Source organism: Sphingomonas sp. Mn802worker, from assembly GCF_000382485.1.
GTDB lineage: Bacteria > Pseudomonadota > Alphaproteobacteria > Sphingomonadales > Sphingomonadaceae > Sphingomonas.
Map to the genome: position 1 here is coordinate 168,375 of NZ_AORY01000012.1, position 13,449 is coordinate 181,823.

A 13,449-nucleotide genomic window follows, 5' to 3' on the forward strand; every position below is an offset into this window, starting at 1 on the left:
GTCGCACATGACGCTTGCAATATGTACTAATTGTATATCAAATCACAGCACGGTTGATCGTCGGTCGGCCTCGTCGGGGAGAGAAGGCGCGTGACGCTTCTGAAATGTGCGACCCACACGGTTTACGACGTAGCGGCAGCAGTTGATCGCTACACACGCGAACTCGACTATCAACTGGTCGATCAGGGAAGTGTGTCGCCAGAGCTCGCCGCGGCCTGGATGACGCCCGCAACTGCCGGGCGCGCCTATGCCGTGATGCAGCCGTCATCGGGCACGCCGGTGTTCCTGCGCTTCGTAGAGGGCGCGGTCGAACCCGACTACAAGCCGATCCGAACTCACGGCTGGGCCGCGATCGAGATCTGCGTGCAGGATGTGGAGGCGGTGAACACGCGCATGATCGCGTCGCCCCACTTCGACGTGATCGGTCAGCCCAAGCCGCTCGAAGGCTTCCCGACCGTCAAGCCTATGCAGGTGCGCGGGCCCGACCTTGAAACCGTCTATCTGACCGAGATCAAGACCGATGATCCCGGCAGCGGTTTGCCGGTGCCGAGATCGCTGGTCGACCGGCCCTTTATTCTCGTGCTCGCTTGCCCCGATCTGGAAGCGACAAGGGCGTGGACTCGCGACGTGCTGGGGCTTGAGGTGACCGATCCGGTGTCGATCCGTTATTCGATGATCCAGCTCGCCTTCGGCCTCAATGCCGAGGACAAGACGTCGCTGTGCCTCGCGCGTTGGAACGGTAAGACCTTTATCGAGCTCGATCAATATCCTGCTGCAGCTGCGCCCCGGACCGGGCACGACGGCGCCCTGCCGCCCGGCGTTTCGATCATGACGATGATGCATCCCGATTTCGATCGCTTCGCCGACCACTGGCTGACGCCGCCGCAGCGCCGTGACGGACCATTGTACGATGGACGCCGCACCGGGGTGCTGAAGACACCCGAGGGCGCGCTGATCGAGATCATCGAAGGCGACGCCATCGCCTGACCACGCGATCCGAAAAGGGTTCACCAGCATGACCGACGTTAAGCGCGCCTTCGCCGACCTGTCGCACGGACAGGTTCATTACCGCCACGCCGGCGCGGGCCGCCCGTTGCTGATGCTGCACGCCTCGCCGGGCAGCTCGCGGCAGCTGTTGGGCTTCATCACCGAATTTGCGCGCACGCACCGCGTCATCGCGCCGGATACCGCCGGCAACGGCGACAGCGTTCCGTTGTTCGACCGCGAACCGACGATCGTCGACCTGGCCGACGTCGGCACGCGCTTCCTTGATGCGATCCAGGTCGACCGCGTCGACCTGTACGGCTCGCACACCGGCGCGGCGATTGCGGCCGAGCTCGCCATTCTGGCGCCCGATCGCATCAACGCGGTGGTGCTCGACGGCGTCAGTCAAATGACGCCTGCAGAGCTCGAGGACGTGCTGGCGAACTACGCCTTCCCCTTCCCCGCCGACCGCGATGGCGCGTACCTCGCGCGCGTGTTCCAGTTCTGTCGCGACCAGTACCTCTTCTTCCCGTGGTACGATCGCACGCGCGGCGGACGGCGCGATAATGGGCTGGGCAGCGCGGCCGACATCCACGCCTGGGTGGTAGAGGTGCTGAAGGCGAACGAGACCTATCACCTGAACTACCGTGCCGCGTTCAAATGGGATGCGGAGGCGCGGCTGCCGCTGCTGACCCGCCCGACGCTGCTGATCGCGGGCGAGAACGATCCGCTGCTCGACAGCACGGCCGCGCTCGCCGCGTTTGTGCCCGATCAGCGCTACGTCGCGCTACCGCGCTTCGACGCGCCCGATTTCGCCGCCACGCGCGCGGCCGCGATCCGCGGCTTCCTCGCCGACCATGCCTGATTTTTCAACCCTTCACAGGAGAGAGCATCGATGAAGCACACCGTGATCATGGGGACGATCCTCTACACGTCCCGCAAACCCGGGCGCGAAGGTGAGGAGCGCGGTCGCGAGTTCTTCACTTTCACCAAGCACACCGATGGCAGCCGGACGATGCGTGCCTTGTGCGAGATCGAGGAGCCGGAGCCGACGGTGATGCGCGACATCGTCTACAGCCTCGATGCGAACGACATGCCGACCGACTGCTACGTCCGTTTGATGGTCGGCGATCAGTTCATGGGCGCCGGTCTGTTCCGCATCACCGACACGCATGTGGAGTGCGAAAGCTTCGGTCCGGCGATCGGTCGGGTGTCGCAAAAGGTGCCGTTCGGCGGCGACTTCGACGGGTTCGGCACGCACCCGATCGCGGGCGACGCCTATATCACTAAAAAGATGGACAAGACCAAGGGGCCGCATTCGCGCAAGTTCCGCACTTTCCTGCCATCACCCGACCACCGCGGCGCGACGCCGCCGATCATCGCGGAAACCAACCTGACGCTCGAATATGTCGGTGACGAGACGGTGACCGTGAAGGCGGGAACGTTCGATGCCTCGCACTACAAGTTCACCGATCCCGAGGCGACGATGGCGGGCGGTCACCCCGATTATCACGTCTGGGTAACGGCGGACGACGACGCGATCTTCCTGAAAGGCGGTGTCGATGGCTACATGATGACGTGGTATGAGCTGGTCGAACTGACCCGCCGCTGATCGCTTGGGCAAACCGGCGGCGCAGGACGCCGCCGGTCGAGACCTAGAACGCGCCGCCGCCGCTCCATGGCCTGGTCCAGCCGGCCGGCGTACCCTCGGGTATCTTGGGCGCATAAGGCTGGCCGATCGGCAACGGCAGCGGATCGGTCCAGGTCGTGCGGACATAGTTCGCGCCCGCACGCATGATCTGAAAGAACCCCGCTTCGGACACGTGCGGGCCGTGGACGATCTCTGCCGGGCGGTAGAAATAGGCGCCGGGACGAATCAATCCTTCGGGCGTCCACATCTCGCCCTGCAGCATGAACATTTCCTCGAAATGGTCATGGATCTCCGCCGGCATTTCGGGTCGGTCGGGGATGCCATGCGGCAATCCGATCAGCAGAAACGTGCGCGAGCTGTCGTTGGGGCCCAGCCGCAAGACCTTCCGCGCCAGCCGCAGGTGCGCGATATGCGCGACGCTCGGCGACATGTCCCACGCGAGTGTCGCCGGGTCGACGGCCAGCGCCTCCGACGCGCCGCTTGCACTGTTCGGGTCGCTACGGCCATAGCGGAAGACGAGCAGCGTCGCACCGCCCTCCGTTTCCCGCCCGCCCGCACTTTCCCCACGCGGCGTGAACCCGTAGCAATGGTACCGCTGCATCCTTCCGCCGACGCGGATGTCGCCGTCGAGCACGAGATATTCTTCGGCGCGGTCCTCGAGGCCGCGGTCGGCGGCGGCGTAGCCCGCGGGATAGCGGACGATGTACGTTTCCTCTCCATCGACGGGATCAACGTTCAGCCGCTTGATCTCGCTGCCGTCCGATTGCAGCTCCCAGTCGACGTTCTGGGTTTGCACGAATTCGATATACGAACGTGCCATCATGCTTCTCCCAGACCGAGTACGCCGGGATTGACGCGGTTGTGCGGATCGACCGTTCGTTTCACGCCGTGCAGCAGCGCCAGGGCCTCTGGCCGCAGCACCGATGCATAAGGATAGGTGCGGCCGATCTGGTTCGATTGCGCGCCGACCTGCGCGAACAGGTCGATCAACTCGGCCCGCACGCGCATCACCAGCTCGCGTGCCGCGGCGGCATCGGTCGGCTCGGTCAGCCGGGCGCGGGTATCCTCGCCGATCGATGCATGATGCATCGGCAACCAGGCATCGTGCCAGTTGAAGACGGGTTCGTAGCTGAAGACGTGGTTGCTGATGACCGTCAGCAGTCGCGACACGACGACGCCGTGGTCGTCGAGCGCGCGCTTGTGCCGCGCGAGCAGCGCCTCCGCCGCGTCGACCAGCGGCTTTGCATCGCGGTGCGCGACCTTCGCGTTCAGCGCGATCCAACGATCGCCGGTATGCCCGAGCACAGCATCAAGCGGCGAGAACGGATCGGCGCGACCGGCCTTCGGGATCGAATTCGGCAATTCACTGCCGCCGGCCTGCGCAACCAGTTGCCGTGCCAGCGCCATGTCACCTTCCACCGCGCCGCGCGTCCGGCCGGCGAGCACGAGGTGGAGCGAGAAGCAGCCCGCTTCGACAAAATCGCGCCCTGCCATCGCCAGCTGCGCGCCCGCCTTCAATCCACGCAGCAGCCCCTTTTCCTGCGCGACGACCTTCAGCAGTGTCTTGGCGTCACGAACGAAATCGCCCGGCGCGGCAAGTGCCTGACGCGTCTTGTCGGGGTCCATCATATAGCAATCTTCGGCCAGCTCGGCGCGGCCGACCTCGCACAAAGCCCGCACCGCGGCGTCGCGATCCTGAAAACCGAACGACAGGTAATCGGTATGGGCTGGCGCGCGGATCATCCGCAACGTCACCACCGCCTTGATCCCCAGCGCGCCGGCATCGTGGGTGAACAGCCCCGTCGTGTCGGGCCCGAAGGTGCGCGTGAAGCTGCGCGTCGCGGCGCGAACCGCCGTTTGACCGGTGTGCAGCACCGATCCGTCCGCCAGCACCAGCTGCATCCCCAGCACGATCTCCGCCGCGGTGCCGTAGCGCGCGGTGCCCAGGAACAGCGCGCCGTTCGACAGTCCGCCGCCGACGGTCGCACCACGCCCGGAGAAGGTGCCGAAGAACGGCAGACGCAGGCCCAGTGGACGCAACGCCTCGTAGATCTGCATCCAGGTCACGCCCGCTTCGACCGTCAGCAGCATGCTGTCGGTGTCGATGTCGATGATCCGGTTCATGCGGCGCAGGTCGACCGCGACGCCACCCTCGTCCGGCGAGACATAGCCTTGCACGTAGGTCAGCCCGCCGCCACGCGGCAGCAGCGGCAAGCCGGTCGGCGCGATCGCACGCACCGCCGCGCTCAACTCCTCGATTGAGCCGGGCCGTATTACCGCCGACACCAGCCCGCCCGCACCGTACAGGTCGGCGGAATACAGGCGCCGGTTCTCCTCGCCGAACAGGAGCCCTTCCTCACCAAGTAGGTCTCGCAACCGCTCGGTCAGGTTGTCGGTGGCGCTGCGTTCAATCACTGCATCCTGGGTCAACATGCTTGCCTTTCGCTATACGCCTGCACCGCGTCGCGGAACGCAGCCCGCCCGAACGCGAGCAGAACCGCGGCGCACAGGCCGAAGAAGAGGAAGACCAGGCCGAGCGCGTAGGAAATCCCGCCTGCCTGGTGGAAGATCGTGTCGGACAGAAAGCCGACGATGAAATTGCCAGCGGTCAGCGCGATCAGGCCGGAGCAGATGTTGTGCAACGCCATCACCTGTCCGCGCAGCTCATTGGGCGTGATCTGCGATATCCCGGAATAGACCGCCGAGATGTTCCAGTTCACAAACAACGCGTTCAGGCCGTAGAGCGCCAACGCGAGCGCCGCGGAGGGAACGACGCAGCCGAGCGCGCCAAATACCGCCATCGAGCATCCGCAGGTGATTGCCGCGATCATCGGCGCGTCGCGGTGACCGTGCTTCATCAACCACGCGATCACCCAGCCGCTGCTGAACGCGGCCAGCGTGCTGATCGGCAAACCGACCGCGCCGAGCGCATAGCCGGTCTTCGCCGCCGACCAGCCGTGCGCGCGGATGAACAGCGCCGGAAACCAGCCGACGATCGCGTATACGCAGACGAGGTTGAGCACGGTGCCGATCATCAGCGTCGCAAAGGCTTTGGGATGCGCGCGGAACAGCGCCATGATCGGACCTAGCGAAAAACCCTGTGCGACCGACACGACGCCATGGCGCTTGGGCTCACGAAACGAGACGAGCAGAACGAGCGCCAGAACGAGACCCGGCGCGCCGCACAGGATGAACACGACCTGCCACGCCGCCATGCCGTTGAACACCGGCACCAGTGCGATCAGCCGGTCGGCCCAAGACAGGAACAACCCCGACAGCGTAAAAGCGGCTGCGGTGCCAAGCGAGCTGCCCGTGACGAAGACGCCGTACGCCTTTGGCCGGATCTGCGGTGCGAAATAATCCGCGATCAGCGAGGTCGCCACCGGCACCAGCGCCGCTTCGCCGATCCCGACCAGCATCCGCGCGACGAACAGTTGATGGAACGTCGCCGCGAACGAGCAGCCGATTGTCGCGAAGCTCCACAACACCAGCCCGCCGATCAACACGGACACACGGTGCGACCGGTCGCACAACATGCCCAGCGGAAGCCCGAGCACGGAATAGCAGATGCTGAACGCCATGCCCTGCAACAGGCCGAATTGCGTGTCGTTGATCTTCAACGCCGCCTGCAACGGGGTGATCAGCAGGCCGATCGACACCCGGTCGAGGATCGCCAGCGCATAGGCGATCGTCAGGCACGCGACGACGTACCAGGCGTAATTGCGCCGCGGCCATGATGCTTCGGAGGCGTTGGACATGGTCGACGCGCTCATGCCGCACTGGCCTTGATGGAGATGTTTGCCGCCGAGCGGTCAACAGGCGCATCGAGGAACGCGCGTGCTTGCTCCGCTGCGGCAGCGATCTCAGGCGCCCGTTCGACCATGCGCGCGTGCGGCAGCGTTGCCGCCACCGCCGACGCGGCCGAATAGGCCGGATCGTCGTCACGCGTGAACACCAGCGTCGGACGGGGCTGCACCGGATATCGCGCGTCGCCGCGGCGCTTGATCGCGGCGCGGGTCGCATCGCCGTAGCGTTCTGGTTGCTTCAAAATGGCGAGCAATTCGGGGTGCAGCGCCTCCGCGTGCAACGTCGGCGACAGGGCGCGATGCGCCGTCGGCGCGTCATCGAACCACGGCCATTGCGCCTCGCCATCGCGCAGCATGTGCCAGATACGATGCAGGTGTGCGCCCGCCCGGTCGTGCTCGATTGCCGGGCAGATCGCGGCGGCGATCTCGGCCCGGCGCTCGTCATCCAACCCCAAGCAACCATCGAGCACGAGCGACCCTACGCGATCGGTCCGCGCGGCCGCGAAGGCGGCGGCGATCGGCGTCGCGAACCCGGTTGCCACCACGTCGACCCGCTCGTGCCCGAGACCGTCCAGCATAACGCCGATTGCCTCGACCAGCGCATCCACTGACGGAGCGGGCAGCGCATCCGAGTCGCCGTAGCCAGGCAGCTCGGGCACGATCGTCTCACGATCGACGAACGCTGCCTGCCATCGCCGCGCGTGCAGCGTCGTCGGCGCCTCCAGGATCAGCAGCGGTCGGCCGCCGCCGACGTTGCCGCGATGCACCAGCATCTGCCCATATGGCAGGTCGACGTAGCACGCTTTTCCATGCAGCTGACTAAGCGGTGCGACATCGGGACCGCCCGCCGCCGCCTCGGCGAGCCAGTCGTACCAGGCGCGATCATCGGCCGGCAGCCGTACGACGGTTAGCGCGCTGTTGGCATCGGCTGGCACGCGGTCGAGCGACGCATACAGCACATCGTCGGTCCGCGCTGCTATGACCGTGGGACACCGGACCGCCTGCAGCGCCGGCATCGGATCGTATCGCATCGCCGCGGCATAGGCGGATGAGTAGGACGGACCAGCCGACAACAGGTCGATCGCGTAGTCCGCGATCCACGCATCGCTGCGCGCGTCGATCGCCATTCGGTTTGGCGGTGTCTGGCTGAACCACGGGAACCAGCGCAGCATGTCACGCAGCCGCGTCCACTCCCGCGCCAGATATGCGCCGGCATCGTCCAACTCGAACGGGCGCATATAGGCGGCAATGAAGTCGGCATCGGGCGCGCGGAGCGGGATCGACAGACCGTCGAGGATCAGCCGCGACGGCTTGTTCGTGCGCGCGGCATAATCGAGCGCGATCTTCGCGCTGGTATGCGTCGCATAAAGCGGGGCGTACGACAGTCCCATCGCCTCCAAGGCCTGCTCCAGCGCCACGCCGAATTCGGCGATTGTTGGCACGGCATCCGGCAGCGGCGCCGAGCCGCCATAGCCCGGCGTGTCGAGTGCGAAGACGCGGAACTGCGCCGCGAGCCGCGTCATGGTCGCGATGTGCAGACGGGAGGAGCGCGGTGAATCGTGCAGCATGACCAGTGCCGGACCTGCACCTGCATAACGGTAGTGAACCAGCCGGCCATCTACCGTGACATAGCCCTTGCGCACGATGGGCATCGCGCCGGAAACGGCCGTGTTCGCTGTCATCAGCTCACATTTCTCCAGCTTGGCCGCCATTTGCCCGCCAGGGGGCTTGCATGGAACCATTTGATATATTCTTATAACGAATGCTGCGGCAACATGGCTGGCTTGTCCAGACCCGAGGAAAAAGATGATGAAAAATACAACGGCTTGGGAAGCGGGCAGCGACAGCATCGAGACGCGGCAGGGTTGGCTCGTCGTGATCGCGGCGATGATCGGCGTCGCGGTGGGACTAAGCCCGTTGCCGTTCTACACCATCGGCATGTTCGCGCCGGAGCTGTCGAAGGCGTTCGGCTGGAGCTTCGCCTCGATGATGGGCAGCATCGCGGTCCAGTCCGGCGTGGTCATGCTGGTCAGCCCGATCGTCGGCGTCATGATCGACCGTTACGGCGCCAGGCAGATCGCGATCGTGTCGCTGCTGCTGTTCGGCCTGTGTTTCATGAGCCTGTCGCTGAACAACGGATCGCTGATCGTCTTTTACGCGCAGTGGGTGGTGATGTCGGTGCTTGGCGCGGGCACGCTGTCGGCAACCTGGACGCGCGTCGTCAACGGCTGGTTCGACCGTAATCGCGGGCTTGCGCTCGGCGTCGCCAGCACGGGAACGGGGCTGACAGGGTTCCTCATCAAGCCATTTACCGCGTGGCTGATCCTGAGCTTTGGCTGGCGCACCGCGTTCGCGGTCATCGGCCTGCTGCCGATCGTGATCGGCGTTCCCGCCGTCCTTTGGCTCTTTCGCGAGCGTCAAACGGACGTGAACACGGGCGCCGAATCATCGGCGGAGCGCGCGACCGAATACGGCGTGACCCTGGCCGAGGCGCTGCGCGGACGGCGTTTCTGGATCCTGGTCGCGGCGTTCCTGATGATCGCCTTCGCGCTCACCGCGCCGACCCCGAACATGGAGAACATCCTCAAGACGTTTCATTTCGAACTGCCCGCGATCGGGCGCATCACCGCCAGCTTCGGGCTCGCCGTCATCGCAGGCCGCATTATCGGTGGCTGGCTGCTCGATCGCATCTGGGCGCCGCTATGCGCGCTTGGCGTACTGCTGATCCCCGCCATCGGATCCTGGCTGCTGACCGGCAGCACCGTCAGTACCACGCATGCTTATCTCGCGGTTCTGGCGATCGGGTTCGGTGCTGGGTTCGAGTTCGACCTGCTCGCTTACCTTATCAACCGCTATTTCGGGCAGCGGCATTACGGCGCGATCTACGGTTGCTTCTATACCGTGATCGCGCTCGGCGGCGGACTGGGTCCGGTCTTGTACGGCCTGAGCTTCGATCGGACCGGCAGCTACCACCTGGCCTTGCTGGGTGGCGCTGGCTGCCTGATCGCGGGTGGATTGCTGCTGCTGCTTCTTGGTCCCTACCCTAGCCAGTCGACGCGCCCTGCTGGATCAGTGTGAGCTTCTCACAACAGCCTGCCGAAATTTACGAATGCGCTTGACAGCCTCTCGCAAATATAATTGTACTATTGGCATAACAATATAACCAATAATGTCATTGTCGCAGGACCGGGAACAGGCATCATTCGGGTGGGGAGTCGTATCATGATGACGGGTTTATCCAGCAGGGTTTCTTTGATCGCGCTTGCGATCGCAGCGGGCTCGATGTCCTCAACCGCCAATGCGCAGGATGTACCGGCGCAACAGCAGGCTGGCTCAGACACGACTGCGGAGCCGGTCGCGACGGCAGCGGGCACGGCCGCTTCTCCGCAGGGCACGGCGCTCACCACGCAGTCCACGGCCGCTTCCGACGAACCGGCGGCACCGACGCCCAAGGCAGGTCAGGGCGCGCTTCAGGATATCGTCGTCACCGCGCAGCGCCGTCCGGAAAAAGTCCAGTCGATCCCGATCGCCGTGTCGGCATTCACGCCCGCCACGATCAAGGCGCTGAACCTGAACGACGCCATCTCGGTGTCCAAATACGTGCCGTCGATGATCTCGCAGCACAATGCGGGCCTCGCCACCGCCAACGGCTACTTCCTGCGCGGACTCGGCAATTCGCAATCTGCGGCGACGTTCGATCCGCCGGTCGGCACCTATGTCGACGACATCTACGTCGCGCGGCAGAACGCCAACAACTACGCGTATTTCGATACGGAGCGCGTTGAGGTGCTTCGCGGTCCGCAAGGTACGCTGTTCGGCCGCAACACGACCGGCGGCGCGGTGAACCTGATCATGCGCAAGCCGAGCGACAAGCTGGGCGCTAAGTTCGAGCTGACCGGCGGCTCGTTCAACCGCATCACCGCTAAGACCAGCATCGACCTGCCGGTGTCGGAGAAGATCCTGACCAAGGTCTCGGCTTTCTACGTCACCGATGACGGCTTCCTGAAGAACATCACGACCGGCGAGCGGTTGAACGGCGACAAGAGCTACGGCGTGCGCGGCGACATCCGACTGCTGCCGACCGACAATGTCACGATCGACCTGTCGGGTGAGTACACCAACAACCAGGGCACCTATTTCGGCGTCCGCGTGCTGCCGACACCCGATCCGAAGTTCCGCACGGCGACGACCCCGGTCTTCTACGAAGCGGCGATGAACATGCGAAAGGTCGATTGCGGCAAGGATCCCGTCACCACCTTGCTGACGACGCAGAACGGTCTGTGTCTGAACACCGACAATTACGCCGGTTCGGCGCACGTCAACTGGGACACCGATGGCGGTACGCTGGAGGCGATCGTCGGCTATCGCAAGCAGGACCAGGGCTATATCAATAATTATAGCTCCAGCACCGTCAACAAATATGCAGGCTTCATCCTCGCCGACAAGATCAGGAACAATCAGCACTCCGGAGAGCTGAAATGGTCTAGCTCGCTCCTTGACGGCCGATTGAAGTACGTCGCCGGCGTCTTCTACCTCAAGGAGAACAATGAGCTTCAGACCGCGGGCTTCTCCGGCGGTACCACGTCCTACGTGCTGGCGCGGGCGACCTCGAACGGCCTGACCTATGGCAACGACATTCACTTCAAGCAGGCCGTGGAAACCGCGGCCGGGTACGCGCAGGCCGATTGGGAGTTCGTGCCCAAGCTCACGCTGACCGCCGGCGCCCGCTACACATGGGAGCGCAAGGACATCGCGTTCTTCCTCTCCGACCGCTTCTTCAGCCCCGCCTACAACAGCAATCCGCTTGGTGCGGCCGGTTATTCGAGCGCGCAGGTCGCCGCGTCCGGCATTCCGCTCAGCCAGACGCAGAGACGCGTCACGCCGCGCTTCGCGCTGACCTACCAGGTCGATCCCAGCACGATCATCTACGCATCGGCCACCAACGGCTTCAAGTCGGGCGGCTGGAACGGGACCAACAACGTCCCCTTCCAGGTACTGCCGTTCCGTCCCGAGCGCACCTGGTCGTACGAGACGGGCTTCAAATCCGATCTCTTCAACCGCAAGCTGCGCGTGAACGGCACCGCATATCTGGCGATCACCAATGACCTTCAGGTGACCTCGGGCATCATCGTCCCACCGGCGACCACGATCTCGCAGCTGGCGCGCAACGCCGGCAAGCTGCGCAGCTACGGATTCGAGTTCGAGACGATCTTCGCGCCGACGACGCGGTTCAACATCTTCGCCAACGGCTCGATCGGAAAAGGCAGCTATCTGTCGACCGTGCTGACGCCGGGCGTGCCGACCACGTCGCAGATCACCCCCGACACGATCCCGCTACGCGTGCCGACGTTCCAGCTCGCGACGGGGGCCACCTACAAGGTGCCGGTCGAGGCGCTCGACGGCGATGTCGGGCTGACGGGCGCCTACCGTCACAATTCCTCCTACGCGATCGCGGCGCTGAACACCGCCTTCGCCCCGCAGGAGAATTTCGTCGACCTGAACCTTACCTACGACGCCAACGAAGGTACTTGGGGAGCGGCGTTCGGGGTAACCAACCTGACCAAGCAGGAAACGATCACCGCGAACTTCCTGTCGCTGTTCCCCGGCGATCCGCGCCGCTTCACCGGACGGCTGTGGTTCAAGTTCTGATCGACTGACGTCCACATCGAAGAAAAAAGGGCTGCCGAAAGGCAGCCCTTTTTTCTTCGTCGGCATACCTTCTGGCGCGCTAGGTCACCGCGTCTCGCCCGCTCGCGCAAGGTCGATCACCACGCCGGCGAAGTTGCAGGCGGCGATGTGCGGCGGACCAGCTCGGCGCGTGAACAGGAACGCGCCCCGGCTGGCGGCGAAATCGTGCTGCGGCAAGATCGCCAGCCGTCCTGCCTCCAGGTCGGACCGCAGCACGCCTTCACCCATCAGGCAGATGAACGGTTCACGCACCAGCAACCCGCGCGCCAGATCGCCCGCCTCGCATCGCAGCATGTACGGCGGTGGCGGCAGCCGATCGCGCGCGAACACCGCATGGATATGATCGAGCCGCGCGGAGTGACGCGGCACGATCCACGGATAGTCGAGCAGCGCTGCAAGGCGCAGGTCGGCGCGGCCGAGCAACGGGTGGTTCGCGCCGACGACCAGCACGTCCTGCTCGCGAAACAGCAACGTGCGTGACAGGCGATCGTCATCCACCCCGCCCTCCTCGGGCGCGCTCAGCACCAGATCAAGGCCGCCGCCGAGCAGTTCCGCCAGCAATGGCGCCGAGAAGCGCACGTCGACCGACACCATCGTCTCGGGCCAGCGATGCCGGAACCGCGCGATCGCCTCGCACAGCAGCCCCTGCGCCATGCTGGGGCTCGCGCCGACCGCGAGCTGCTGCTCGCCCGCCTTGGTCAGCGCCCGCAGTTCAGCAGCGGCGAGCTCATATTCCGCCAGGATCGTTCGCGCATGCTGGACCAGCACCTCGGTGTAGCGCGTCGGCCGCGCACCCGCCCGACCGCGCTCGAAGAGCCGTGTGGCGAACGCATCCTCCAGCACGCGAATGCTCTTGCTGATCGACGGCTGGCTGATCCGCAACACCGCGGCGGCGCCGGCGAACGACCCTGAATCGACGACCGCGACCAGATGGCGCAATTTGACCGGATCGAGGCGGGACAGATCCATAGCCATTTGTCATGCATAAATACCATAATGGCAATGGTCGCCGCCGCGCTGCGATGCGACATCATTGTTCATCAGCGCGGATCGCGCACATCGCAACGGGCGAGGTGATGGTGGAGGAAATCGGATCAACCGTGGCCGACCGCGCGCTGGCCGTCGCGACGGCCTTGTCCGCGGAGGTCGTCGTGCTGCGCGACCGGCTGGAGACGATCGAGCGACTGGCGGCACGACGCGGGCTGTTCACGACCGGCGAGATCGATAAATTCGTGCCAACACCGGATGAGGCGCGCGATTTGAAGGCGCGACGGCACGGCTTCATCCAACGCGTCTTCGGCGCGCTGCGTGATCGATAAA

11 protein-coding genes are annotated in these 13,449 nt (G+C 64.9%); 6 read left to right on the forward strand and 5 right to left on the reverse strand.

All coding sequences use genetic code 11. The features are described 5' to 3' along the window. The first annotated feature begins 90 nt into the window (after positions 1-90). The 3 genes from SMN802W_RS0110810 to SMN802W_RS0110820 are packed head-to-tail and all read left to right on the forward strand — an operon-like array spanning position 91 to position 2,596. A complete protein-coding gene (locus tag SMN802W_RS0110810; protein ID WP_019516924.1) occupies positions 91-987 on the forward strand; it encodes a VOC family protein in 897 nt (298 codons plus the stop codon). Positions 988-1,015: 28 nt separating this feature from the next. Further along, positions 1,016-1,849, forward strand: coding sequence for an alpha/beta hydrolase (locus SMN802W_RS0110815; RefSeq protein ID WP_019516925.1), 834 nt, complete (start codon positions 1,016-1,018; stop codon positions 1,847-1,849). 30 nt (positions 1,850-1,879) lie between these two features. Continuing rightward, the gene (locus tag SMN802W_RS0110820; protein WP_019516926.1) at positions 1,880-2,596 is read left to right on the forward strand and encodes a hypothetical protein; all 717 of its coding nucleotides are present in this window, start codon (positions 1,880-1,882) and stop codon (positions 2,594-2,596) included. A gap of 43 nt (positions 2,597-2,639) precedes the next feature. On the opposite strand, the gene SMN802W_RS0110825 is transcribed toward SMN802W_RS0110820, so the two are convergent. The 4 genes from SMN802W_RS0110825 to SMN802W_RS0110840 are packed head-to-tail and all read right to left on the reverse strand — an operon-like array spanning position 2,640 to position 8,123. Beyond that, positions 2,640-3,455 carry a cupin domain-containing protein gene (locus SMN802W_RS0110825; RefSeq protein ID WP_019516927.1) on the reverse strand — a complete coding sequence of 272 codons (816 nt, stop codon included), beginning with the start codon at positions 3,453-3,455 and terminating at the stop codon, positions 2,640-2,642. After that, on the reverse strand, positions 3,455-5,068 hold the full coding sequence (locus tag SMN802W_RS0110830; protein ID WP_019516928.1) for an FAD-binding protein: 1,614 nt from the start codon (positions 5,066-5,068) through the stop codon (positions 3,455-3,457). The genes SMN802W_RS0110825 and SMN802W_RS0110830 overlap by 1 nt, the downstream gene beginning before the upstream one ends. Next, positions 5,062-6,408 (reverse strand): MFS transporter, encoded by a 1,347-nt coding sequence (locus SMN802W_RS0110835; protein ID WP_019516929.1) that lies wholly within the window; start codon positions 6,406-6,408, stop codon positions 5,062-5,064. Before SMN802W_RS0110835 ends, SMN802W_RS0110830 begins: the two co-directional genes overlap by 7 nt. Further along, positions 6,405-8,123: an alpha/beta fold hydrolase gene (locus tag SMN802W_RS0110840; RefSeq protein ID WP_156818842.1), complete on the reverse strand. Its 1,719-nt coding sequence runs from the start codon at positions 8,121-8,123 to the stop codon at positions 6,405-6,407. Before SMN802W_RS0110840 ends, SMN802W_RS0110835 begins: the two co-directional genes overlap by 4 nt. A 127-nt stretch (positions 8,124-8,250) precedes the next feature. Between SMN802W_RS0110840 and SMN802W_RS0110845 the strand changes: the two genes are divergently transcribed. Both SMN802W_RS0110845 and SMN802W_RS0110850 read left to right on the forward strand, forming a co-directional pair. Beyond that, positions 8,251-9,519, forward strand: coding sequence for an MFS transporter (locus SMN802W_RS0110845; protein WP_156818843.1), 1,269 nt, complete (start codon positions 8,251-8,253; stop codon positions 9,517-9,519). A 204-nt stretch (positions 9,520-9,723) separates the two neighbouring features. After that, the gene (locus tag SMN802W_RS0110850) at positions 9,724-12,090 is read left to right on the forward strand and encodes a TonB-dependent receptor (RefSeq protein ID WP_238560187.1); all 2,367 of its coding nucleotides are present in this window, start codon (positions 9,724-9,726) and stop codon (positions 12,088-12,090) included. An 84-nt stretch (positions 12,091-12,174) separates the two neighbouring features. On the opposite strand, the gene SMN802W_RS0110855 is transcribed toward SMN802W_RS0110850, so the two are convergent. After that, positions 12,175-13,098, reverse strand: coding sequence for a LysR substrate-binding domain-containing protein (locus SMN802W_RS0110855; RefSeq protein ID WP_019516933.1), 924 nt, complete (start codon positions 13,096-13,098; stop codon positions 12,175-12,177). 11 nt (positions 13,099-13,109) lie between these two features. On the opposite strand from SMN802W_RS0110855, the gene SMN802W_RS16885 reads away from it, so the two are divergent. Further along, entirely contained in the window at positions 13,110-13,448 is a 339-nt protein-coding gene (locus SMN802W_RS16885; protein WP_019516934.1) for a hypothetical protein, read from the forward strand. Position 13,449 lies beyond the last annotated feature (1 nt).

Excerpts from the sequence above, each read along its gene's own strand:
- SMN802W_RS0110815 (WP_019516925.1), top strand. The coding sequence starts at position 1,016 with ATGACCGACGTTAAGCGCGCCTTCGCCGACCTGTCGCACGGACAGGTT.
- SMN802W_RS0110820 (WP_019516926.1), top strand. The coding sequence starts at position 1,880 with ATGAAGCACACCGTGATCATGGGGACGATCCTCTACACGTCCCGCAAA.
- SMN802W_RS0110825 (WP_019516927.1), bottom strand. The coding sequence starts at position 3,455 with ATGGCACGTTCGTATATCGAATTCGTGCAAACCCAGAACGTCGACTGG.
- SMN802W_RS0110830 (WP_019516928.1), bottom strand. The coding sequence starts at position 5,068 with ATGTTGACCCAGGATGCAGTGATTGAACGCAGCGCCACCGACAACCTG.
- SMN802W_RS0110835 (WP_019516929.1), bottom strand. The coding sequence starts at position 6,408 with ATGAGCGCGTCGACCATGTCCAACGCCTCCGAAGCATCATGGCCGCGG.
- SMN802W_RS0110840 (WP_156818842.1), bottom strand. The coding sequence starts at position 8,123 with ATGACAGCGAACACGGCCGTTTCCGGCGCGATGCCCATCGTGCGCAAG.
- SMN802W_RS0110845 (WP_156818843.1), top strand. The coding sequence starts at position 8,251 with ATGAAAAATACAACGGCTTGGGAAGCGGGCAGCGACAGCATCGAGACG.
- SMN802W_RS0110850 (WP_238560187.1), top strand. The coding sequence starts at position 9,724 with ATGTCCTCAACCGCCAATGCGCAGGATGTACCGGCGCAACAGCAGGCT.
- SMN802W_RS0110855 (WP_019516933.1), bottom strand. The coding sequence starts at position 13,098 with ATGGATCTGTCCCGCCTCGATCCGGTCAAATTGCGCCATCTGGTCGCG.
- SMN802W_RS16885 (WP_019516934.1), top strand. The coding sequence starts at position 13,110 with ATGCATAAATACCATAATGGCAATGGTCGCCGCCGCGCTGCGATGCGA.